This is a genomic window from Microbacterium sp. LjRoot45 (assembly GCF_964253325.1).
Taxonomy (GTDB): Bacteria; Actinomycetota; Actinomycetes; order Actinomycetales; family Microbacteriaceae; genus Microbacterium.
In genome coordinates this window covers 1,331,609-1,353,538 of sequence record NZ_CAXUQM020000001.1, presented here as the reverse complement: position 1 = coordinate 1,353,538, position 21,930 = coordinate 1,331,609, and the positions used below count along the sequence as shown (strand labels likewise).

The 21,930-nt window shown below is 70.3% G+C and carries 21 protein-coding genes and 1 tRNA gene; 6 read left to right on the top strand and 16 right to left on the bottom strand.

Going from position 1 to position 21,930, the window contains the following annotated elements:
- Window positions 1-765 (bottom strand): SDR family oxidoreductase, encoded by a 765-nt coding sequence (locus ACSQ18_RS06395; RefSeq protein ID WP_436036297.1) that lies wholly within the window; start codon window positions 763-765, stop codon window positions 1-3.
- 77 nt (window positions 766-842) lie between these two features.
- Between ACSQ18_RS06395 and ACSQ18_RS06390 the strand changes: the two genes are divergently transcribed.
- The 4 genes from ACSQ18_RS06390 to ACSQ18_RS06375 all read left to right on the top strand — a co-directional run bounded on the left by ACSQ18_RS06390 (window position 843) and on the right by ACSQ18_RS06375 (window position 3,728).
- The gene (locus ACSQ18_RS06390) at window positions 843-1,340 is read left to right on the top strand and encodes an NfeD family protein (protein ID WP_436036296.1); all 498 of its coding nucleotides are present in this window, start codon (window positions 843-845) and stop codon (window positions 1,338-1,340) included.
- Complete coding sequence (locus ACSQ18_RS06385; RefSeq protein WP_436036295.1) at window positions 1,340-2,419, top strand: SPFH domain-containing protein; 1,080 nt, start codon at window positions 1,340-1,342, stop codon at window positions 2,417-2,419. Before ACSQ18_RS06390 ends, ACSQ18_RS06385 begins: the two co-directional genes overlap by 1 nt.
- A gap of 14 nt (window positions 2,420-2,433) precedes the next feature.
- Window positions 2,434-3,204 (top strand): glycerophosphodiester phosphodiesterase family protein, encoded by a 771-nt coding sequence (locus ACSQ18_RS06380; RefSeq protein WP_436036294.1) that lies wholly within the window; start codon window positions 2,434-2,436, stop codon window positions 3,202-3,204.
- Window positions 3,205-3,350: 146 nt separating this feature from the next.
- Window positions 3,351-3,728, top strand: a complete 378-nt coding sequence (locus ACSQ18_RS06375) for an RNA polymerase-binding protein RbpA (protein WP_301039929.1) — start codon at window positions 3,351-3,353, stop codon at window positions 3,726-3,728.
- A gap of 10 nt (window positions 3,729-3,738) precedes the next feature.
- On the opposite strand, the gene lnt is transcribed toward ACSQ18_RS06375, so the two are convergent.
- The 9 genes from lnt to ACSQ18_RS06330 all read right to left on the bottom strand — a co-directional run bounded on the left by lnt (window position 3,739) and on the right by ACSQ18_RS06330 (window position 13,709).
- On the bottom strand, window positions 3,739-5,409 hold the full coding sequence (gene lnt, locus ACSQ18_RS06370) for an apolipoprotein N-acyltransferase (protein ID WP_436036293.1): 1,671 nt from the start codon (window positions 5,407-5,409) through the stop codon (window positions 3,739-3,741).
- Window positions 5,410-5,428: 19 nt separating this feature from the next.
- Complete coding sequence (locus ACSQ18_RS06365; RefSeq protein ID WP_436036292.1) at window positions 5,429-7,906, bottom strand: DEAD/DEAH box helicase; 2,478 nt, start codon at window positions 7,904-7,906, stop codon at window positions 5,429-5,431.
- Complete coding sequence (gene tatC / locus ACSQ18_RS06360; RefSeq protein ID WP_144809252.1) at window positions 7,903-8,652, bottom strand: twin-arginine translocase subunit TatC; 750 nt, start codon at window positions 8,650-8,652, stop codon at window positions 7,903-7,905. The genes ACSQ18_RS06365 and tatC overlap by 4 nt, the downstream gene beginning before the upstream one ends.
- Window positions 8,653-8,715: 63 nt before the next feature.
- Window positions 8,716-8,976, bottom strand: coding sequence for a twin-arginine translocase TatA/TatE family subunit (locus ACSQ18_RS06355; RefSeq protein WP_174236297.1), 261 nt, complete (start codon window positions 8,974-8,976; stop codon window positions 8,716-8,718).
- Window positions 8,977-9,047: 71 nt separating this feature from the next.
- Window positions 9,048-10,007, bottom strand: coding sequence for a helix-turn-helix transcriptional regulator (locus tag ACSQ18_RS06350; RefSeq protein WP_436036291.1), 960 nt, complete (start codon window positions 10,005-10,007; stop codon window positions 9,048-9,050).
- Window positions 10,004-11,017 (bottom strand): helix-turn-helix transcriptional regulator, encoded by a 1,014-nt coding sequence (locus ACSQ18_RS06345; protein WP_436036290.1) that lies wholly within the window; start codon window positions 11,015-11,017, stop codon window positions 10,004-10,006. The genes ACSQ18_RS06350 and ACSQ18_RS06345 overlap by 4 nt, the downstream gene beginning before the upstream one ends.
- 40 nt (window positions 11,018-11,057) lie before the next feature.
- A complete protein-coding gene (locus tag ACSQ18_RS06340) occupies window positions 11,058-12,014 on the bottom strand; it encodes an FKBP-type peptidyl-prolyl cis-trans isomerase (RefSeq protein ID WP_436036289.1) in 957 nt (318 codons plus the stop codon).
- 4 nt (window positions 12,015-12,018) lie between these two features.
- On the bottom strand, window positions 12,019-13,032 hold the full coding sequence (locus ACSQ18_RS06335) for a tRNA (adenine-N1)-methyltransferase (RefSeq protein ID WP_436036288.1): 1,014 nt from the start codon (window positions 13,030-13,032) through the stop codon (window positions 12,019-12,021).
- On the bottom strand, window positions 13,029-13,709 hold the full coding sequence (locus ACSQ18_RS06330) for an HAD family hydrolase (protein WP_436036287.1): 681 nt from the start codon (window positions 13,707-13,709) through the stop codon (window positions 13,029-13,031). Before ACSQ18_RS06330 ends, ACSQ18_RS06335 begins: the two co-directional genes overlap by 4 nt.
- A gap of 104 nt (window positions 13,710-13,813) precedes the next feature.
- Between ACSQ18_RS06330 and ACSQ18_RS06325 the strand changes: the two genes are divergently transcribed.
- Entirely contained in the window at window positions 13,814-14,689 is an 876-nt protein-coding gene (locus ACSQ18_RS06325) for a PAC2 family protein (protein WP_436036286.1), read from the top strand.
- Between the two features lie 4 nt (window positions 14,690-14,693).
- Here the strand turns inward: ACSQ18_RS06325 and ACSQ18_RS06320 are convergent, their stop codons facing one another.
- From ACSQ18_RS06320 to ACSQ18_RS06300, 5 genes are all read right to left on the bottom strand, one after another.
- Window positions 14,694-15,530, bottom strand: coding sequence for an undecaprenyl-diphosphate phosphatase (locus tag ACSQ18_RS06320; RefSeq protein WP_436036285.1), 837 nt, complete (start codon window positions 15,528-15,530; stop codon window positions 14,694-14,696).
- Window positions 15,531-15,539: 9 nt separating this feature from the next.
- Window positions 15,540-16,838, bottom strand: coding sequence for a M20/M25/M40 family metallo-hydrolase (locus ACSQ18_RS06315; protein ID WP_144807744.1), 1,299 nt, complete (start codon window positions 16,836-16,838; stop codon window positions 15,540-15,542).
- Window positions 16,839-16,934: 96 nt separating this feature from the next.
- Window positions 16,935-17,019 (bottom strand) — tRNA-Leu (locus ACSQ18_RS06310).
- A gap of 68 nt (window positions 17,020-17,087) precedes the next feature.
- On the bottom strand, window positions 17,088-18,179 hold the full coding sequence (locus ACSQ18_RS06305) for a VIT1/CCC1 transporter family protein (protein WP_436036284.1): 1,092 nt from the start codon (window positions 18,177-18,179) through the stop codon (window positions 17,088-17,090).
- A gap of 105 nt (window positions 18,180-18,284) precedes the next feature.
- Window positions 18,285-20,207, bottom strand: a complete 1,923-nt coding sequence (locus ACSQ18_RS06300; protein WP_436036283.1) for a DEAD/DEAH box helicase — start codon at window positions 20,205-20,207, stop codon at window positions 18,285-18,287.
- Between ACSQ18_RS06300 and ACSQ18_RS06295 the strand changes: the two genes are divergently transcribed.
- Window positions 20,206-21,078 carry an SGNH/GDSL hydrolase family protein gene (locus tag ACSQ18_RS06295; protein WP_436036282.1) on the top strand — a complete coding sequence of 291 codons (873 nt, stop codon included), beginning with the start codon at window positions 20,206-20,208 and terminating at the stop codon, window positions 21,076-21,078. The two genes, ACSQ18_RS06300 and ACSQ18_RS06295, sit on opposite strands and share 2 nt — an antisense overlap.
- On the opposite strand, the gene ACSQ18_RS06290 is transcribed toward ACSQ18_RS06295, so the two are convergent.
- Window positions 21,075-21,881: a TrmH family RNA methyltransferase gene (locus ACSQ18_RS06290; RefSeq protein WP_436036281.1), complete on the bottom strand. Its 807-nt coding sequence runs from the start codon at window positions 21,879-21,881 to the stop codon at window positions 21,075-21,077. The two genes, ACSQ18_RS06295 and ACSQ18_RS06290, sit on opposite strands and share 4 nt — an antisense overlap.
- Window positions 21,882-21,930: the final 49 nt, after the last annotated feature.

Below are 21,930 nucleotides of genomic sequence, written 5' to 3'. Positions count from 1 at the left end.
TCACTCCCCGCCGAACGACGCCACGTCGCCGATGAGGCGCGTGTTGTCCGCCGGGATCGGCTCGACCGCTGCCAGGGCGACCTCGGCGGCGAATTCCGAGACGTTGTAAAGCTTGCCGGCCGACTCGCGGCGGGACTCGATCGCTCCCGGGTTGGCACGCTCCAACAACGTCGCCGTGATCGTTCCTTCGATCATGTCGCCCGACACGACCACGAATCCGATGCCGTGCTCCGTGAGCGCCGGGATGCGCTCACGAAGCGCATCCTCCCCCGCCCGCTTCGACAGCGCGACCACCTCGTACTCGGGCATCGTCGGCGTCGTACGAATGAAGTGCGCCTGGTGGCTCGTCACGAACACGACGCGGGAGCCGTCCTGCAGCACGGGCAGCGCGGCTTCCAGCACGCCCACCTGTGCGTCACGGTTGAGGGTCATGGCGTAGTCCTCCGCCATTCCCCCCTCCATGCCGCCCGAGGCGTTGAGCACGAGGATGTCGAGCGATCCGAAGCGCTCCTTCACGGCCGCGAACATCTCGCGCACCGAGTCCGCGTCGGTGAGATCGGCACCCACGACGAGCACCTCCACGCCGAGTTCGCGCAGCTCAGCGGCGAGCTTCTCGGCACGCGGCGCCTTGTTGCGGAAGTTGATGACGACGTTCGCGCCCGCCTGTGCGAAGTAGCGCACGGTGTCGGCGCCGATGCCCCGCGAAGAGCCGGTCACGAGGGCGGTGCGGCCGGCCAGAGTGCCGGCGGGAATGGGGTGAGACATGCTGCCGAGCCTATCAATCGACCCCCCTTCTCGACGGGGTGTTAGGGTTCGAGGACGCACCCGGAAGGAGCCTGGCCGTGCTGCCCGATCTCACGCAGTACCTCTGGATCGCCTGGCTGGTCCTCGCACTGGTGTTCGTCATCATCGAGCTGCTGACGCTCGAGTTCACCTTCCTCATGCTGGCCGCCGGCACGCTCATCGGCGGGCTCGGAGTCAATCTCCTCGGCGGCCCCTGGTGGGCCCAGGTGCTCGCCGCCGCCGCGATCGCTGCGCTCCTCCTCTTCACGATCCGTCCGCTGCTCCTGCGCGCTCTGCACCGCAGCAGCACGCTGCACCCGACGAACGTCGACGCCCTCTACGGGCTCGGCGCCCGCGTCCTTCGTCCGTTCGTCGACGGTGACGGGTCGGTCAAGCTCGACAACGGCGAGACGTGGACCGCTCGGCTCGTGGGCCCGGATCCCGGTCTGGATGCCGGTTCCCGCGTCACCGTCACCGCTGTCCGGGGGGCGACCGTCGAGGTCTCCCCCATCATCGAGGCCGCCCCGGGTGAGCCCACTTCGGAGAGGAGCATCTGATGGACGTCAATGTCGGCGCTTTCATCGGTCAGATCTTCATCATCGTCCTGCTGGTCGTCGTCGCGATCTTCGTGATCGTGGTGCTGTTCCGGTCGATCCGCATCATCCCGCAGGCCTACGCGGGTGTCGTGGAACGGCTCGGGCGCTACCAGCGCACCCTCTCCCCCGGACTGAATCTCCTCGTGCCGTTCATCGACCGGCTCCGCCCGCTCGTCGACATGCGCGAGCAGGTCGTGTCGTTCCCGCCGCAGCCCGTCATCACGGAGGACAACCTCGTCGTGTCTATCGACACGGTCGTGTACTTCCAGGTGACCGATGCCCGCGCCGCGACGTACGAGATCGCCAACTACCTGGGCGCCGTCGAGCAGCTGACGACCACGACGCTGCGAAACGTCGTGGGCGGCCTCAACCTCGAGGAGGCGCTCACGAGCCGTGACGAGATCAACGGCCAGCTCCGCGTCGTCCTCGACGAGGCCACGGGCAAGTGGGGCATCCGCGTGTCGCGAGTCGAGCTGAAGGCCATCGATCCGCCCCACTCGATCCAGGACTCCATGGAGAAGCAGATGCGAGCTGAGCGCGACCGCCGCGCGGCGATCCTCACGGCGGAAGGCTCCAAGCAGTCGCAGATCCTCGAAGCGGAGGGTCGCCGACAGGCGGCGATCCTCGGCGCAGAGGGAGACAAGCAGGCGGCCGTCCTCCGAGCACAGGGCGAGTCGGAGGCCATTCAGATGGTCTTCAACGCCATCCACCGCGGGCAGCCCGACGAGAAGCTGCTGGCGTACCAATACCTGCAGACCCTGCCGAAGATCGCTCAGAGCCCGTCGAGCAAGTTGTGGGTCATCCCCAGCGAGCTGACCGAAGCACTCAAGGGCATCGGCGACGCGTTCGCCGGTCGCGCCACGGCACCCTCGCCCCGGCCGTCCGACGATGTTCCCGGGCACGGGAGCGGTTCTGCGGCCGCAGAGGCCGCCGCCGCGGCGCGTGCCGCAGCTTCCGCCGCCGACGAGATCGCGAGCGAGGCGCAGGCCACGACTCCGCCGGCCCTCGACGACGGCGCCTCGTCGACGCCGACCTCCTGAGCACCGTCGTACACATGCATCCGTGGTTCGCGGCATCCGCGGCTCCGCGCGTGCTCGCTCACCGAGGTTTCGTCCCGCCCGGGGCGGAGGGCGTGGTCGAGAACACCGCGGCGGCGTTCGCCGCGGCACACGCCGCCGGAGCCGCCTACGTCGAGTCCGACTGCCACCTGACAGCCGACGGAGAGGTCGTCCTTTTCCACGACGACGATCTCTCGCGGGTCACCGGCGACCCGCGCCCCGTGTCGGCCGTCACGTTCGCCGAGCTGGAGAGGATCATGGCGGACCGCGGCGGCCTCCTCGGACTCCGCCAGGCGCTCGATGCGTTCCCGACGCTGCGACTCAACCTCGATGTGAAGGCGGCCGCCGCAGCCGACGCCGTCGGACGTGACGTCGCCCGCGAGTCTTCGCGTGTGCTGCTCACGAGCTTCTCCGACGACCGGCGGCGCCGCGCCCTCGCCGCCGCCCGCGCATCCGGTGGTGACCCGGCGACCTCCGGAGGCCGCGCGGTGATCACGACGCTGCTGGCCGCCGTGACGTCTCGATCTCCTCGGCTCGTGCGGCGCGCGCTCGCGGGTGTGGATGCCGTGCAGGTGCCCGAGCGGTACGGACGCGTGCGTATCGTCACCCGGCGATTCGTGGATGCTGTCCACGGCGCGGGTGCCGAAGTGCACGTGTGGACGGTGAACGACCGGCACGACATGCTCCGCCTGCTCGACCTCGGCGTAGACGGACTCGTGAGCGACCGCGCCGACCTCGCGGTGGAGGCTGTCGCCTCCGAACGCTGAGGTGGGCAATCCCCCATAACCCGCGCCACCCCGGTCAGTCTCGGAAGACGCTGGGCATCGACTGTGAAAAACCGCCTGCGTCTGCCCGTTCGGATGATGCGCACAGGTGAGGGCGTTATACCTGACGGAGACGAGAGGACCACACAATGGCAGATCGCAGCCTGCGCGGCATGCGGATCGGCGCATCCAGCCTACAGAGCGAGGATGGCGTCGTTTTCCACGAGCGCGCGAACTTCACGTACGTGTGCACGCAGTGCTCACGAGAGACCGTCATGACCTTCGCGGCCGACGCGGAGGCCCCCGAGGCGTGGGAGTGCCGCACCTGCGGTGGAGAGGCCGTGCTCCGCACGGGCGACACCGTGGCGGAGGTCGATCACTCCGGTGACAAGACCCCCCGCACCCACTGGGACATGCTGATGGAGCGTCGCACCATCCCGGAGCTGGAGGAACTGCTCGAAGAGCGCCTCGCTCTCGTGCGCGCGCGGCGTGGCGACGGCGACGGGACCACCCGGCTGACCGCCTGATGCACGTGCGTCAGCTTCGCTGACCATCGACGACGCCGGCCTCCACCACGGGGGCCGGCGTCGTGGTGCGCCGCCGCACCCGCTGCAGGATGCCGAGCGCGAGCAGTGCCACGAGGCTCCCCACCCCGATCAGCGTCTGGATCGCACCGCCGAACAGCACCGACGGCGTGAGTCCCGTGCGCAGCGGCACGTCGGTCACGAGCGCGCCCGCTCCGCCGGCCGGAAGGGAGTCGACGGTCGTACCGTCGGGAGCGATGACCTGACTCGTGCCGACCGTCGACAGGTTGACGACGGCACGCCCCGTCTCGATCGCACGCATGCGTGCGAATGCCAGCTGCTGCAGATTCTCGTCGGTGTCGCGGAAGTCGGCGTTGTTCGTCTGGAACATGTACACCTCCGCACCCTCCCGCGCACCGCTCCAGATCACGTCGTCGTAGATCACGTCGAAGCAGATCGCGAGCCCGACACCGACACCGTCGACGTCCATGAAGGGCGCGTTGGTACCGGGGGTGTATTCGCGTTGGATGAGGCCGACCAGGTCGGGGGCGAGCTTCTCGAAGAACCAGCGGTCGGGGACATACTCCCCCATCGGCACCGGGTGGCTCTTGTCGTGGAAGGCCACCGGATTGTCGGCGCCCGCCTGCCACAACATCGACGTGTTGAACGTGTCGCTTCCGCGCTGCGTCGCCGCATTGACGATGAGGGGCGCATCCAACGAGGCGGAGAGCCGATCGAGCACACGCGCCACCGAGTCGTTGCGGGTGGGATCGGCATCGATACCCCCCTCCGGCCAGAGCACGACATCGACGTCCTGACCGAACAGGGGCGCCGAGGCATCCAGTTGGGATTGAAGCACGGCGTACGGCTCGCGCTCGTCGAAGTAGCCCGCCGGACCGTTGCCCTGCACCGCCCCGACCCGCATGGTGCCGGCATCCGTCGTGGGGAAGGCGGGAGTCAGCACGAGGAGCACGAGAGCCGCGGCAACCGGCAGCAGGGATGTCGGGGAGAACGACGCGGATCGCTCCGGCGCGCCGCTGGCGCGCCGCATCCGCCCGCGAGCGACCTCCAGCGCCACCTCGATGGCGGCCGCACAGAGGAAGACCATCAGGAACGTGAGACCGCTGACGCCGACCCACGATGCGACGTGCGCGAGAGGGCTCTCCGCCTGACTCATGCCGATGCGGCCCCACGGGAACCCGGTGTACGGCCACCCGCCGAGCCACAGCTCGCGGGCCGTCCACAATCCCGCGACGAGCGTAGGAAGAGCGAGGCGGCGCGCGCAGCGCCCCGGTGCGACCCGCGGAAGCCACCGGTAGGCGAACGCGATCGCGATCGCCCCCACGGCGCTGAGGATCGTCTCCACACCCGCGAGCGCGAACCACGGCACCGGACCGAGGTACCGCGTGATCCAGACGATGTGGACGAGGTAGAAGCTGGCCGCGAAGGCGGCTCCCACGGCCAATGCCCCCGGCGCGGAGCGTCCGACCAGAGTCACGAGGGATGCCGTCACCCCGACGAACGCGAGCGGCCACCAGCCGATGTCGGGGAAAGCCAGATCGAGGATGACGCCCCCGGCGACGGCGACGAGGACGGCAGACCACAGCGGCAGGAGCGGTCGATCGGGTGAGCCCAGCCGTCCACGCGCGGAGTCGGATGCAGGGAGAGCCACGGGGGAAGCCACGGAAAAAGCCTAGGCGAGCTCAGACGGCCGAGTACGCCACGATGCCGCGGCGTACGGCGTCGAGCGCCTGCCGCGCCGTGGTCGCGACGGGCGGGTCGGCGACGATCGACAGCTGATCGAGCAGGTCGATCGTCTGCTTCGTCCACCGCACGAAGTCGCCGGCAGCGAGGTCGGCTTCGGCGAGCACTCGATCGAGCGCCGCACCACGCGCCCACGAGTGCATCGCCTGGGCGAGGCCGGCCGCGACCGGCTCGGAGCCGGGCAGGCGGTGATCCCGCTCGAGATCGTCGAGCACTGCCCAGAGCTGCTGCGTGTCGCTCAGCGCCGTACGGAACGCACCGCGAGGCAGGGCGCGATCGCCGCCTTCGTCGCGCCGAGGCTCGTAGACGAGGCAGCAGGCGAGAGCGGCGAGCGACGGCGCGTCGAGCGACGTCCAGATACCGGTGCGCAGCGACTCCGCGACGAGAAGGTCTCTCTCGCCGTAGATGCGCTTCATGATCGCGCCGGCCGGGGTGAGGCGCAGCCCGCCGTCGATGTCGGGGGTGACGTACTCGAGCGCGGCGAGCACCTCGACGACACGGTCGAAGACGCGCGCCACGGTGCCGGTGCGGGTGTCGATCTGCTGGCGCAACTTGTCGGCCTGGCGACGCAGCTTTCCGTAGCGCTCCCCCCACCGCGCGTGACTCTCGCGGTCGGGGCAGGTGTGACACGGATGCCGCTGCAGCGCGCGACGGAGGCTCTGGATCTGATTCTGACGCTGCTGGCGGATCTTCGCCGGCGCCGTCCGGTCGGCGCGATTCAGCTTCTCGACATCGCTCAGCTCGCGCCGCAGTGCGGCGTACTCGGCGAAGTCGCCTCGGTCGCACGCCATCGCCTTCTCGTAGCCGGCGAGCGACTCCTCGGCATCCTTCACCTGCCGCGCCAGGCCGACGACCGCGCGATCCGCCTGGAACTGCGCGAAAGACGACTCGAGGATCTCGCGCGCGCGGGGGCGACCGAACTGGTCGATGAGATTGACGGCCATGTTGTAGGTCGGACGGAAGCTCGAGTTCAGCGGATACGTGCGGCGGGAGGCGAGCGCGGCCACGGCCTGCGGGTCGAGACCCTCGGTCCACTGGATGACCGCGTGACCCTCGACGTCGATGCCGCGACGGCCGGCGCGTCCGGTGAGCTGGGTGTACTCCCCCGCGGTGATCGCCACCCGCGCCTCGCCGTTGAACTTCTCGAGCTTCTCCAGCACGACGGTGCGGGCCGGCATGTTGATGCCGAGCGCGAGCGTCTCCGTCGCGAAGACGACCTTCACGAGCTTGCGCTGGAAGAGCTCCTCGACGATCTCCTTGAATGCGGGCAGAAGACCCGCATGGTGGGCCGCGACCCCTCGTTCGAGGTTGTCGCGCCATTCCCAGAAGCCGAGGACGGCGAGATCCTCGTCGGGGATCGTGCGAGTGCGCTCGTCCACGATCTGACGCACCTCGTCGCGTTCCTCACGGCTCGTCAGCCGCACACCGGCTCGACGCACCTGCTGCACCGCACCGTCGCACCCGGCCCGACTGAAGATGAAGAAGATCGCCGGAAGGAGGTTCGCGCGCCCCAGCAGCTCCACGACCTGCGGGCGGTCGATGCGTTCGATCCGCTGCACGTTGGCGGAGCGCACCGGCCGGCGTCCGCCCTTGTTCGGCCGCCGCCGCTGCGCCTCGTATCCCCCCGACGAACGGAACTCCTGCACCCGTCGGTTGTTGTCGAAGTTCGCGCCCTTCACCGAGCGGATGCGCATGAGCTCCTGATTGACCTGCGCGGTCGCGATCCCGGCGCGGTCGTCGAAGAGCGGCAGCAGGTCGCCGCGCACCAGGACGTGCTGTTCGAGGGGAACGGGGCGCGTCTCCGACACGATGACCTCGGTGTCGCCGCGCACGGTGTCGAGCCAATCGCCGAACTCCTCCGCGTTGGACACGGTCGCCGAGAGCGACACGAGCCGGACGGCGGGCGGGAGGTGGATGATCACCTCTTCCCAGACGGCTCCGCGGAAACGGTCTGCCAGGTAGTGCACTTCGTCCATCACGACGTAGCGGAGTCCCCGCAGCGCCGGGGAGTCGGCGTAGAGCATGTTGCGCAGGACTTCCGTCGTCATCACGACGATCCGCGCGCCGCCGTTGATGTTCGTGTCGCCGGTGAGCAGTCCCACCTCGCTCTCGCCGTAGACGTCCTGCAGCTCGCGGAACTTCTGGTTCGACAGCGCCTTCATCGGCGTCGTGTAGAACGCCTTCTCACCGGGCTCCTGCATCGCCAGGTGGATCGCGAACTCTCCGACGATGGTCTTGCCCGCGCCCGTCGGGGCCGCCACCAGAACACTGCGTCCCGCTTCGAGCGCGTGGCACCCCGCGATCTGGAACGGGTCGAGGTCGAAGCGCTGCGCCGCAGCGAACGCGGTCGTCAGAGGATGCGTGCGGGCCGCCTCCGCGCGGGCGAACCTCGACGCGGGATCGTTGGCTGCGCTCACACGAGCCCGTCTCTTGCCGCCTGCTTGGCGCGCCGGCGATCGAAGAGCATCGACACCCCGGCGGCGGCGAAGAACAGCACCACGAGGATGCCGGCGAGCAGCAGCATGCTGACGACATCGGCCGCCGGTGTCGCAAGGCCCGCGAAGACGACCGCGATGATGACCGCGACCCGCCAGCCCTTGATGATGGCCCGACCGCTCATGACCCCGGCGAGGTTCAGCGCGACGAGGAAGACGGGGACGACGAACGAGACCCCGACGACGAGGAGGAGTTTGAAGACGAAGTCGTAGTAGTACTTGCTGTCGAACCAGTTCGCGGCACCGTCGGGTGTGAAGGTGGCCATGATCTCGACGATGTGCGGCATCACCCACCAGCCGACGTAGACGCCCGCGAAGAAGAGCGGGACGGCCGCGGCGACGAAGCCCACCGTGTAGCGGATCTCCTTGCGGGTGAGGCCGGGCATGAGGAAGGCCCAGATCTGCCAGATCCAGATCGGGGCGGACAGCAGGAAGCCCACCGCGAACGCGATGCGCAGCCGCATGTCGAACGGCCCCGTGACCGTCTGGTACATGAGGCCGACCTTGTCCTCCATGCCGCGCTGTTCGGCGACCATGCGGATCGGCTCCGTCATCGCCCAGATGATGAAGTCGGTGAGGAAGAAGGCGAGGATGCCGGACACGACGAGCGCGATGAGGGCGATGATGAATCGCCGGCGCAGTTCCTTGAGGTGCTCGGCGAGCGACATGCGCCGGTCACGGCGCGGCGAGTCTTCGGCGGTGTCCGCTCGCTGGACTGTGGCCACGCGAGGCTACGGCTTGGGTGTGTCGACGCCGCCCGTGCCCGCGGTCGGATCGGCCGGAGCCGGAGCCGTCGGCTCGGCGACGGGGGTGTCGGCGGCCGCGGAGGCGACCGTCGCGTCGTCGGTCTTCATCGCCTTCATCTCACCGCGGAAGATCCGGGCGGACTGACCCATGCTCTTGGCCAGCGCGGGGAGCTTGGCGGCGCCGAACAGCAGCAGGATGACGATGAGCAGGATCCACAGGTGAGGACCGGCAAACAGGTTGGACATGGCATCCCCTCGTCAGAGCTTGTCCGCAAGTCTAACCCGCCGCGTGACGCGGAACGCTCTCCCGCTCCGCGTCAGCGGTACTGGGCCAGGCCCGCGTCCGCCCAGGCCGCGACGGCGTGGCGCGCCTCCCGCGGCGCGCGCACCTCGACGTCGCCGCTGTGACGGGCGGCCACGCGCTTCAGACTGCGTTCGTCTGCCACCCTCACCTGCGCGGTGCGGAACTCGCCCTCGCCGGCGACGGTCGACAGATCGAGGAAGTCGGACAGGAGCGGGACGACCGCGGCGCGCACCCGGAGGTCGACGACGGCATCCGAATCGCTCGGCGCGAACAGCCCCGGCACGGGGTCACCGCCGTGGGTGATCGGGATGTCGGTGAGGCGGACGTCGGATACGCGGTCGAGGTGGAACGTTCGCACCGCCTGCCGGAGATGACACCAGCCCTGCAGGTACCACTGGCCCGAGGCGATGTGGACCTTCACCGGATCGACCGTCCGCGTCGTGATCGGCGCGTCGGGGGCCTGGTAGGTGAAGGAGACCGCCACGCCCTCCCGCAGCGCCTCGGCCACGGCCACGCGCACGTCGTCGACGGCTTCCGGCGCGACGATCACCTCGGCGGGAACGGCGGACGCCCCGCGTGCGAGCTTGGCCAGCAGCCCCTGCACGAGACCGCTGTCGCCGACTCCCGGAAGCGTCGCAGCCAGCTGCAGGCCCGCCAGCAGCGCGGCCGCCTCGCGCGCCGTGAGGCGCGGCGTGCGCTCCAGTCCGACCGTGTTCGTGATCGAGACGACGCCGTGCTCGTCCAGCAGATCCCAGTCGATGTCGAAGAGGTCGTTCGCCATCTGCCAGAACCCACCGTCGCCCGGCAGACCGATCACCGTGAGCTTCTCGACCATCGAGCGCATCTGTGCCTCGGTCACGTCGAACTCGTCGGCTGCCTCGGCCAGCGACACCTCGCCCTTGCCGATGAGATACGGCACGAGTTGCAGGATGAGCGCCGCCCGATCGGTCGCCAGCAAGGGGCCCGCGGTCATGAACCGTCTCCGTCTCGATGGGTTGCCACCGTGCGCTCCAGCCGCACGACGACCTGTTCACGCAGCTCCGCAGGTTCCACGACCCGAACTTCCGGACCGTAGGAGGCCAGTTCGTCGGCGAACACGTGCACGTCGACGTAAGGCACGAGGATGCCCTGGCGGGGGGCGTCCTCGGAGCCGGCGACCGCTCGGCGCTCGAGCCGCAGCGCAGCCTCCGTGCCGGGTGCGACCTCCACGAGCGCCCGTTGCCGAGCCGCCACTTCCTGGAGTCCCCGAAGCGCCTGCTCCCCCGCGCCCTCGCGCAACGCGGGATCGAAACCGCGTTTGGTGACCTGGACGGCCGACGAGATGCGCGACAGGAGGAAGGTGCGCACGGCATCCTGGACGCGATCGAAGCCGTACACGTGCCAGCGGCCCTCGTACTCCAGAAGCGCCAGCGGGCGCACGCGACGACGCATCGCGGCGCCTCCGCCCGGTTTCAGGTAGTCGAACTCCGCCTCGCGCGCCTGCTCGATGGCGCGCTGCAGCGGGGCGAACGCCGGCTCGTGCAGGCTGATGCGCGGTGAGTATCCGATGATGGGCGCGTCGACGTCGTTACCGAGAGCGCGGATCTTGCGCAGGCCGCTGCGCGCCTGGGCCGACATGGAGCTCTCGCTCCAGACACCTCCGGCGAGATTCAGCACCGCCAGCTCGGCAGAGGTGAAGTCGATGTCCACGGGCAGCTCGTACTCGCTCGTCGGGATGCGATACCGCGCCTCGCGGAGGTCGTCCGGATCGGCGAAGTCGCCGATCGTCTCGATCGGGACGCCGAGGCCGCGGAGGTTCTCCTTGTCGCGCTCGAACATCTTCTCGAGCGCGTCTTTGCCCGCTCCGGCCTCGCTCTGCTCCCGGTAGCCCGAGACGGAGGTGAGGATCGTGTCCTTCGTCAGCCCCTGCTCGGTCGCCAAGAGGGCGACGACGAGGTTGACCAGCCGCTCCTCGGGTGCGATGCGCGTCGATTCGGTGGCCACGCGACTCATCCTAGGACGGTCACCGGCACCTCCGGCGCGACTACTCCGTGGGCGCGGCGGCGGGCTCGTCGATGCCGAGGACGTCGATCACGAAGACGAGAGTGGCGTTGCCGGGGATCGACCCGGTGCCCTCCTCGCCGTATCCGAGGTCGGGAGGGATCACGACCAGCAGCTGCGAGCCCACCGTCGCACCTTCGAGCGCCTGGGCGAATCCCGGCACGACGCCGTCGAGGGTCACGGCCGCCGAGGCGCCCTTGTCCCACGTCGAGTCGAACACGGTACGCTCGGCCCAGGTGACGCCCGTGTAGTGGATGCGGATGCTGTCGTCGGCCGTGACCGCGGGGCCTTCGCCGCGCTTGAGCACCTCGACGGCCAGCTCGGACGGCGGAGCGGCATCGGGCACGATGATGCCGGGAGCGCCACTGGGGGCGAGCACGACCGACGGCATGCCCGGTCGGTCGTTGTACTGCGGGATGCCGTTCGCGGCGGGCAGATAGACCTTCTGGAGGTCGAGCACGACGGCGAGCGACTGGCCCTCGGTGAGCCCCATGCTGGAGGCCGCCTCAGTCGAGACGGCGTCGAACGGGAGGGCTCCGACGATGCGCGACCCCTCGGTGGCGCACTGCATCATGTCCGCCAGGCCCGCATAGTGCTCGGCCCAGCCGGACACCGGACGCACATCGGTGCCCGAGGAGATGAGCGTCTCACCCGACGCGCCGTTGGCGATCGCGACGGAGAAGACGACGTCCTGCGCGTCGGAGGTGACGGCCGGACCGTCGCCGACGGTGACGTCCTCGAACGACGTCTCGTCGACGTATACCGGGTCGGCGAGCGTCACCGCGGGCGAGCCCTCAGCGCCGGAGGCATCGATCAGCCCCAGGGCGGACGAACCGGCATCGGGGCGTTCGCACGCCGCGGGAGCCGACGACGAGCAGCCCACGAGGGCGAGGGCGGACAGGCCGATGACGGCGAGAGCAGCAGGGATCCGACGCAGCACCGGATCAGTCTACGGCGTCGGCACCACCGGACTCGGACGCGCGGCGCGCTCCGTCTACCGCGCGCTGCGCCTCCCGCACGCGCTTGCGCAGGTTCTTGTCCGTGATCTGCCGGTCGCCGACGGCCCCCGGGGTCCAGATCTCGACGTCCTCGTCGGCGTACGACGGCTTCTTGAGAGCCCGCTTGCGGACGTCGGGCGGCACGGCCCCCGGGGCCAGTCGTCGAGCGGTGAGGAGGAATCCGGTGTGCGCGACCATCCGGTGGTCCGGCCGCACGGCGAGTCCCTCGACGTGCCAGCCCCGCACCATGGTCTCCGTCGCCTCCGGATCGGTGAACAGGCCCGTCGCGCGCAGGTACTCCGCAACCCGGCTCAGCTGGGTCGCGGTGGCGACGTAGCAGAGCACGACCCCACCGGGGGTGAGGGCGTCGGCGACGACGTCGATGCACTCCCAGGGCGCGAGCATGTCGAGCACGACGCGATCGACGGATGCCGGGGCCACCGCCTGCGGCAGCTCTTCGACGAGGTCGCCGACGACGACCTGCCACGTGTCCGGGTAGTGGCCCAGGAACGTCTCCACGTTGGCCTCGGCGACCTGGGAGAACTCCTCCCGTCGCTCGAACGACACCAGACGTCCCGCCGGACCGATCGCCCGCAGCAGCCACAGCGACAGCGCGCCGGAGCCCACCCCGGCCTCGACCACGGTCGCCCCGGGGAAGATGTCCGCGGCAGCGAGGATCTGGGCGGCATCCTTCGGGTAGACGATCGCCGCGCCGCGCGGCATGGACATGACGAAGTCGCGCAGCAGGGGGCGCAGAGCGAGGTACTCGTGGCCGCCGCTGTTGGTGACGACCGAGCCGTCGGGCTGGTCGACGATGCTCGCGTGCTTCAGGACCCCGTGGTGGGTGTGGAGCTCCCCGCCGTCACGGAGCGTGATCGTGTGCAGGCGACCTTTGGGTCCCGTCAGCTGGACGCGGTCGCCGTAGCGGAAGGGGCCGCTCGGTCGCAGATCGGTGTTCACGCGGGGGTCTCCTGGCGGTGAGCGGCATGGAAGGCGGCAAGATCGGCGACGGTTCGTCCGTCGAGCGTGGGCCACAGCTCGTGGGCTCCCACTCCGACCAGCGAGACCACGTTCGGTACTCCGATCGAGGCGATCCCGGCCGCGAGCGACGAGCGCAGTCCGTTCGGCGAGTCCTCGATCGCCACGACGTCCTCGGGTCGCACTCCGAGCGCCTCGCACGCCTGCAGGTAGGGGTCGGGGAAGGGCTTGGGCCGTGCCACGTCGTCGCCGCCGACGACCAGATCGAACGCCTCGAACTCGATGAGATCGACGATCTCGGTGGCCATCCGCCGCATCGACATCGTGACGAGCGCCGTCGGGATGCCGGCATCCCGCAGGCCGAGGAGCAGCTCTTTGGCCCCGGGGCGGAAAGGGACTCCCTCGGTGCGGAGCTGACGCATCACTTCCGATGTGAGGAGATCGATGATCTCGTGGACGGGCATGCGCACGCCGGCATCCTGCAGGATGCGCGCAGCGTCCTCGAGGCCCATGCCGACCATCTGCAGCGCCTGCTCGTGCGTCCACGTGCCCCCGAAGCGTTCGACGAGAGGCGCCTCCGCAGCGATCCAGTAGGGCTCGGTGTCGACGAGGGTGCCGTCCATGTCCCAGAGGACCGCGGCGGGAAGGGCGGGAGTCACGTCTCCATCGTAACGAGCGCAGGGCGGCATCCCCGCGGGCCGACGCCCCGGGCAGGGCGGGCGGGCGTATCGTGGGGGAACGCCGCACGGACGGAAGGAGCGGGGTGGACGGTCTGGGTCAACGCGTACTCGTCATCGCCTTCGACGGGTGGAACGACGCCGGAGAAGCCGCCTCGGCGGCCGCCGCTCACCTGCGCACGACGCGCGACTACGAGCAGGTGTACACCGTCGATCCCGAGCTGTACTTCGACTATCAGTACACGCGCCCGCACGTCCGTCTCACGGCCGAGGGCGCACGCGAGCTGGTCTGGCCGGACGCGACGCTCTGGCGGCCGCCCTATCTGCCCGGGAGCGATGCCGAAGCCCCGCGGCTCTGGCTGCTGACCGGCGTCGAGCCGGCGCGCGCGTGGCAGGCGTTCGCGGCGGAGCTCGTCGACGCGGCGCTCAGCGAGGACATCACCGGGATCGTCGCACTGGGATCGATGATGTCGGATGTGCCGCACACCCGCCCGATCTCCATCTTCGCCGGCAGCGACAACGACGCCCTGCGCACGACGCTGTCGCTCGAGCGCCCCACGTACGAGGGCCCCGTCGGCATCCTGAGCGTGCTGGGAGCGGTCGCCGAGGAGGCGGGCATCCCCACCGTGGCCCTGTGGGCGAGCGTTCCCCACTACGTCGCGGGGCACACGCCGTCGCCCAAGGCGACGCTGGCCCTCCTCGATCGCCTGTCCGACATGACGGGCGCCGACGTGGAGCGCGGGCAGCTTCCGGCGGAAGCGCTCGCGTGGGAGGCCTCTATCGACGCGGCCGCCGCGGACGACGAGGAGATGACGGAGTACATCCATCAGCTCGAGGCCACACGCGACACGTGGGACTCCCCCGAGGCCTCCGGCGACGCGATCGCGCAGGAGTTCGAGAAGTACCTCCGCCGCGGTGGCGAGGGCCCGCAGAAGCCCGGCCGCGACGACCCTCGCCGCTGAGCGCTCAGTAGGCCTGCATCACGCCCGTCGCGAGCAGGATGAGTAGCACGGTGCCCAGTGCGAGTCGGTACAGCACGAACGGGAGGAAGCTCCCCCGGCTGAGGTAGCGCATGAGGAAGGCGATCACGGCGAGGCCGACGCCGAAGGCGATGACGGTCGCGACGGCGGTCTCGACCATCGTGAAGACCTGCGCTCCGGGCTCGCGGATCGCGTGGTACAGCTCGTAGAGCCCGCTGCCGAACACCGCCGGGACGGCGAGGAGGAAGGCAACCTCGGCGGCGGCAGGTCGCGTGTACCCGAGGGCGAGACCCATCGTCGTGGTCGCGCCCGAGCGCGAGACACCGGGAACCAGCGCCAGCGCCTGCGCGACACCGAGGGCCAGACCGTGAGGATAGGTGAGATCCTTCTCGGTGCGCACGCGCTTGCCGAGCGCGTCGGCCGCGCCCAGCAGCAGACCGAACACGATGAGCACGATGGCGACGAGCCACAGATTGCGGAACGTGTCGCGGATGACGTCCTGGAAGAGGAACCCCAGGATGCCGATCGGCAACGTCCCGAGGATGACGATCCACCCCATCCGCGCATCGGGGTCGTTGCGCGGCACACGCCCCGTGAGCGAGCGGAACCACTGCGCGATGATCCGGACGATGCGGTGCCAGAAGTAGACGAGCACCGCCAGCTCGGTGCCGATCTGCGTGATCGCCGTGAAGGTGGCACCCGGATCCTGGGCTGCGGGCAGGATCTCGCCGACGATGCGCAGGTGAGCGCTCGAGGAGATCGGCAGGAACTCGGTGAGCCCCTGCACGATGCCGAGGATGATCGCGTCGAAGAACGAACCCATGAGGGCCTCTCAGTAGCTGCGGAGAAGGTCGGTGAGCACTCGCTGACCGAAGGTGAGCGCATCGAGCGGCACGCGCTCGTCCACCCCGTGGAACATACCGGTGAAGTCGAGTTCGCGCGGCAGGCGCAACGGGGCGAAGCCGTACCCAGCGATGCCGAGCTCCGCGAGCGCCTTGTTGTCGGTGCCGCCGCCCATGAGGTACGGGATCACCGGCACACCCGGATCGTGGCGGTCCAGGGCGCCGACCATCGCCTCGACCAGGGGGCCCGAGAACGGCACCTCCAGCCCGATGTCGCGGTGGGAGATCTCCACGACGATGTCGTCGCCGACGATGCGCTGGATCTCCGCGAGCACCTCGTCCTCGCGTCCGGGGAGCGTGCGGACGTCGATCGTGGCGACCGCGGCATCGGGGATGACGTTGTGCTTGTAGCCGGCGGTGAGGCCGGTCGGATTGGTCGTCGTGCGGAGCGTCGACCGAAGGAACCCGGACGCGGGACCGGTGCGGTCGGCGACGGCATCCGGATCGCTCGGGTCGCCTCCGCAGAGATCGGCCAGGCCTGCCACCGTCTGACGGGTCGTGTCGGTGAGCGCAAGGGGCCAGGCGGTGCGACCGAGAGCGGCGACGGCCTCGGCGAGTCGGGTGACCGCGTTGTCGGTGTGGAACCGACTGCCGTGGCCGGCGACGCCGCGGGCGCGCAGGCGCAGCCACACGAGGGCCTTCTCGCCCACCTGGAGCAGATACGCCTGCCGATCGCCGACGGGGATCGAGTAGCCGCCGACCTCGCTGATCGCCTCGGTCGCTCCGGCGAACCACTCCGGTCGCTCGCGGACGACGAGCTGGGAGCCCTCCACACCGCCGTTCTCCTCGTCGGCGAAGAACGTCACGACGAGGTCCCGTTCCGGCTGCTCACCGGCCCGGAGGATGGTGCCGAGGGATGCCAGGATCATGGCATCCATGTCCTTCATGTCGACGGCGCCGCGACCCCACAGCATGCCGTCGCGGATCTCGCCGCCGAACGGGTCGACGCTCCAGTCCTCCGCGACCGCGGGCACGACATCGAGGTGGCCGTGCAGCACGAGGGCGGGCTTGGTGCGATCGCGTCCGGGGACGCGCACCGACAGGTTCGTGCGGCGCGGCACCGGTTCGAAGTATTCCGGCTGGAGGCCGAGTCCTTCGAGGTAGGCGCCGACGTACTCGGCGGCCTCGCGCTCCCCTGCAGACCGACCCTCTCCCCAGTTGGTGGTGTCGATCCGGATGAGGTCTCGCGCGATGCGAACGACCTCGGGCAGTTCCACGGGCTCGGGCATGCGCTCCACGCTACCGGAGACGGCGGCGCCCACCCGTCGGACGTAACGCCACCCGGGAATGCGAAAAGGGCCCCTGTCGGGACCCTTTTCGTTCTGTGCGCGAGGGGGGACTTGAACCCCCACGCCCTATACGGGCACTAGCACCTCAAGCTAGCGCGTCTACCTATTCCGCCACCCGCGCATGGGTGTGTGGTTGTCGCCAACCGAGGATCGAGCCTAGCACGTTCCGGAGACCCCGACGAACCGGAGTCAGCCGACCGAGACCCCGAAGACGAGCCCGAGGACGTAGGTGATCGCGGCGGCGCCGAACCCGATCGCCAGCTGGCGCAGCCCCCGGCGCAGGGGCGGTGCGCCCGACAGCAGCCCGACGGTCGCGCCGGTCGCGAGGAGCGCGATGCCGACGAGGGCGAGCGCCAGCACGATCGCGGCGACGCCCGAGAGACCGAAGAGCCACGGCAGCACCGGGATGATGGCGCCCGACGCGAAGAAGAGGAAGCTCGACCCGGCGGCGCCCAGCGCGCTGCCGACGACCTCGTGGTCGGTGCTGCGCTCGTGCGTCCGCACGACCGCCGCCTCCTCCCCCTGGGCACGCCCCACGATCTCTCGGGCGTGCGCGAGCGCCTCGTCCTCGGTCATGCCCCGCGTGCGGTACACGAGTGCGAGCTCGTTCGCGTCGATGTCGAGCTCCGCGAGCACGTCGTCGGCGTGGTCGTTCGGCTCGGTGGCCTCGAGCAGCTCGCGCTGCGACCGCACCGAGACGTACTCCCCCGCCCCCATCGAGAGGGCGCCCGCGAGCAGGCCGGCGATCCCGCTGAAGAGCACGAACTGCGCGCCCACCCCCGTTGCGCCGATGCCCATCACGAGGGCGAGGTTGGAGACGAGGCCGTCGTTGGCGCCGAAGACGGCCGCACGGAACGTGCCCGACAGGCGTCGCCGGCCGCGCGCCGCGAGCCCGCGGACGACTTCGCCGTGGATCTTCTCGTCCGCGGCCATCCGCGAGGTCGCGAAGGGCTCGGAGTCGTACGGCGAGCGCGACTCGGCGTTCTGGGCGAGGGCCAGCACGAAGATCGAGCCGAATCGCCGCGCCATCCACCCCAGCAGGCGCGAGCCGACACTCGGCGCCGGCAGTTTCCCCGGCTCTCCGCCGAGCAGTTCGAGCCAGTGCGCCTCGTGGCGGCCCTCGGCATCCGCGAGCGCCAGCAGGATCTCCCGCTCCTCGCCCTCGCGCCGGTCGGCGAGCTCGCGGTAGACGCGCGCCTCGCTCCGTTCATCGACGAGGTACTGCGCCCAGCGGCGGCGGTCGCGGGAGGTGGCGGGCGCGGGGGAACCGGGGGAACTCACCCCCTCACGCTAGAGCTACGTCCGTTCCGAGCCGTCCTCGAGCGCGACATTGCCAGCATTTCGGGGTTCCGAAGCAGTTCATCGCCGGCAGCGGCCAAGGGCGGTTCAGGCCCGCACGCGGGCGCGGAGGAGCTCGATGCGCGCCTGCAGCTGGGCGACGGTCGCACGCGAGACCTCCGGCCCGCCGCAGACCCGACGCAGCTCCGCGTGCACCGACCCGTGCGGCTCACCGCTCTGACGGGCGTACAGGCCGACGAGGCTGTTGAGGAGCTGACGCTGCTCGCGCAGGGTGCGGTGGAGCGGCGCCGGGAGTCCGTCACCGGCATCCGGGGCACTCCCCGCCTCGGACGTCGACGACTCGCGCAGCCGACGGTGGCGGGACTGGCGCGCTTGCCGCTGCATCAGGAGCTCGTGGACGTGCTCGGGCTCCAGCAGGCCGGGAAGGCCGAGGAACTCCTCCTCCTCGGGAGTCCCGGGCACCGCGAGCTGTCCGAACTCCTTGCCGTCGAAGAGCACGCGGTCGAAGTGCGCGACCGAGCCGAGCGCCTGATAGCTGAACTCCTCGGTGAGCGCGTCGGATGCCGAGTCCTCGCGCTCGGCGGACTCCAAGAGATCGTCGTCGAGCCCGTCGCCGTCGCCGTCGGTCTCGCGATCGAGCGCGTGATCGCGTTCGCGTTCGAGCTCCCCCGCCAGGTTCAGCAGCTGCGGAACGTTCGGGAGGAAGACGGATGCCGTCTCGCCGCGACGCCGGGCGCGGACGAACCGGCCGATCGCCTGCGCGAAGAACAGGGGTGTCGAAGCGCTCGTGGCGTACACGCCGACCGCCAGCCGAGGGACGTCGACCCCCTCGGACACCATGCGCACCGCCACCATCCACCGCGATGTCGACTGGGCGAAGGTCTCGATGCGCCCCGACGCGGCCTTGTCGTCGGAGAGGACGACGGTCGGCTGCTCGCCGGTGATGTCGCGGAGGATCGCCGCGTAGGCGCGTGCGGCCGTCTGGTCGGTCGCGATCACGAGGCCGCCGGCATCCGGCACGTCCTGTCGCACCTCGCTCAAGCGCCGGTCGGCGGATTGGAGGACCGCCGGTATCCAATCCCCCTCCGGGTCGAGGGCGGTGCGCCACGCCTGCGCCGTGATGTCCTTCGTGTTGTCCTGCCCGAGGTGGGCTTCCAGCTCGTCGCCCGCCCTGGTGCGCCACCGCATCTTGCCCGCGTAGACGAGAAAGAGCACCGGACGCACGACGCCGTCGGCGAGCGCCCGCCCGTAGCCGTAGTTGTAATCGGTGCGGGAGAGACGGATGCCCTTCGCGTTCGGGTGGTACTCGACGAACGGGATGGGGGCGGTGTCGCTGCGGAACGGCGTTCCCGACAGGAGGAGGCGGCGGGTGGCCCGGCCGTAGGCCTCGCGCAGGGCCTCTCCCCAGCTGAGCGCGTCGCCGCCGTGGTGCACCTCGTCGAGGATGACGAGTGTGCGGGCGTCCATCACGAGTCGCTGATGCACCGATGCCTTCACCGCGACCTGCGCATAGGTCACCGCCACCCCGTGGTAGTGACGGGCGGGTGCGTGGTGGCGATTGCTGAAGCGCGGGTCGAGGCGGATGGAGACGCGGGCGGCGGCGTCGGCCCACTGCGTCTTCAGATGCTCGGTGGGAGCGACGACGACGATGCGATCGACCACGCCGCGGCGCAGGAGCTCGGAGGCGAGCCGCAGGGCGAACGTGGTCTTGCCGGCGCCGGGTGTCGCCGCGGCCAGGAAGTCGCGCGGGCCGTTGCCGACCCCGTCGGGACCGTCAGCCGCGAAGTACGCCTCGAGGGCCTCAGCCTGCCAGGCGCGGAGATTCTGGGCGGTCCCCCACGGCGCGCGCTGGGGGAAGGCGGGCGACAGATGCTCGGCGGCGAAGCTGCCGAAATGCGTCTGCTCGTCCCCTGTCACGAGTGACCACCCTAGACGCTCGTGGGCGGGAGTAGCCTCGAAACGACCCCCCTGACCCCTGACCGGGGCCCGTCTGTGTCGAGGAAGAAGCATGCGCCGAAACGAACCACCGAACGACGATCACCGCGCACCGTACGTGCCCAACGAGGTCGCCCATCCGTGGCGGCGCATGGTGGCGATCGGAGACTCCTTCACGGAGGGCATCGGCGACCCCATCCCCGGCTCCCCCGGTGAGCACCGCGGCTGGGCCGACCGCGTCGCCGAGGTGCTGGGGGCGCAGGTGGACGACTTCGCGTACGCGAACCTCGCCGTCCGCGGCAAGCTGATAGGGCAGATCGTGGCCGATCAGGTGGAACCGGCGCTGGCTCTCAATCCCGACCTGGTGACCTTCTCCGCCGGCGGGAACGACGTGATCCGTCCGGGCGGCGACCCCGACGCCGTGGCGGCACAGTTCGAGGATGCCGTCGTGCGCCTGTCGTCTCGAGGCGCAACGGTCGTCGTCTTCACCGGGATCGACACCGACTTCACCCCCGTGTTCCGCGGTATCCGAGGGCGCGTCGCGATCTACAACGAGAACATCCGCGCGATCGCCGATCGTCACGACTGCATCGTGGCCGATCAGTGGGCGCTCAAGGAGGTGCAGGACATGCGCTTCTTCGACGACGATCGCCTGCACTACAACTCCCTGGGCCATCACGAGGTGGCTCGGATGGTCCTGCGGGCGCTCAACGTTCCCAACGACCTGCGCCCCATGCAGCCCGACCCCCTCCCGTCCTTGACGTGGCGCGAGGCGCGCGGGAACGACATCGTCTGGGCGCGTCAGTACCTCGTGCCGTGGGTGCTGCGGCGCCTCCGCCACCAGTCCTCGGGCGACGAGATCGTCGCCAAGCGCCCCGACGCCCTGCCGATCGTCACCCTCGCCCCGGGCGCCGACTTCGACGCTCCGCGCGGTCACTCGGTCTAGCGGAGGGCCCACAATGCGACGGCCGCCGCCGCCGCGACGTTGAGCGAGTCCACCCCGCCGGCCATCGGGATGGTCACGACGGTGTCGGCCGCCGCGAGCGCGCGCCGCGACAGACCGTCGCCCTCCGCACCGAGCAGCAGCGCCACCCGCTCTGGTCGCGCGGCCGCGAACGCGTCCAACGGCACGGCTCCGTCGGCGAGGGCGAGCGCCGCCACGTGGAGGCCTGCGTCGCGCAGCACGGCTCCGGCATCCGGCCACTCCGGCAGCCGCGTCCACGGCACTTGGAAGACGGTGCCCATGCTGACGCGCACGCTGCGGCGGTAGAGCGGGTCGGCGCAGCGGGGGCTCACGAGCACCGCATCGGCACCGAGGCCCGCCGCCGCGCGGAAGGCCGCTCCGACGTTGGTGTGATCGACGATGTCTTCGAGCACGAGCACGGTGCGCGCAGCGGCGATCACGTCGGCCACCGACGGAAGAGCGGGTCGGTGCATCGCCGCCAGCGCGCCCCGGTGCACGGCGTAACCGGTCACGGCCTCCGCCACGTCGGCGGGGACGACGAGGATCGGCACGTCGACGGCATCCGCCTCGCCGAGGAGCGCGGCCACCTCGGCGAGCCACTTCTCCTGCACCAGCACGGAACGCGGCCGGTGGCCCGCGCTCAGCGCCCGTCGCAACACCTTCGCGGATTCGGCGATGTACAGACCGCCTTCCGGCTCCCGCACGCGCCGCAGCGCGACATCGGTGAGGTCACGGTAGTCGGCGAGCCGACGGTCGTCGGCGGAGTCGACCCGGGAGATGTCCATGGCATCCACTGTGGCACGGGCCGCCGCCGTAACATCCCCGAAAACGGGC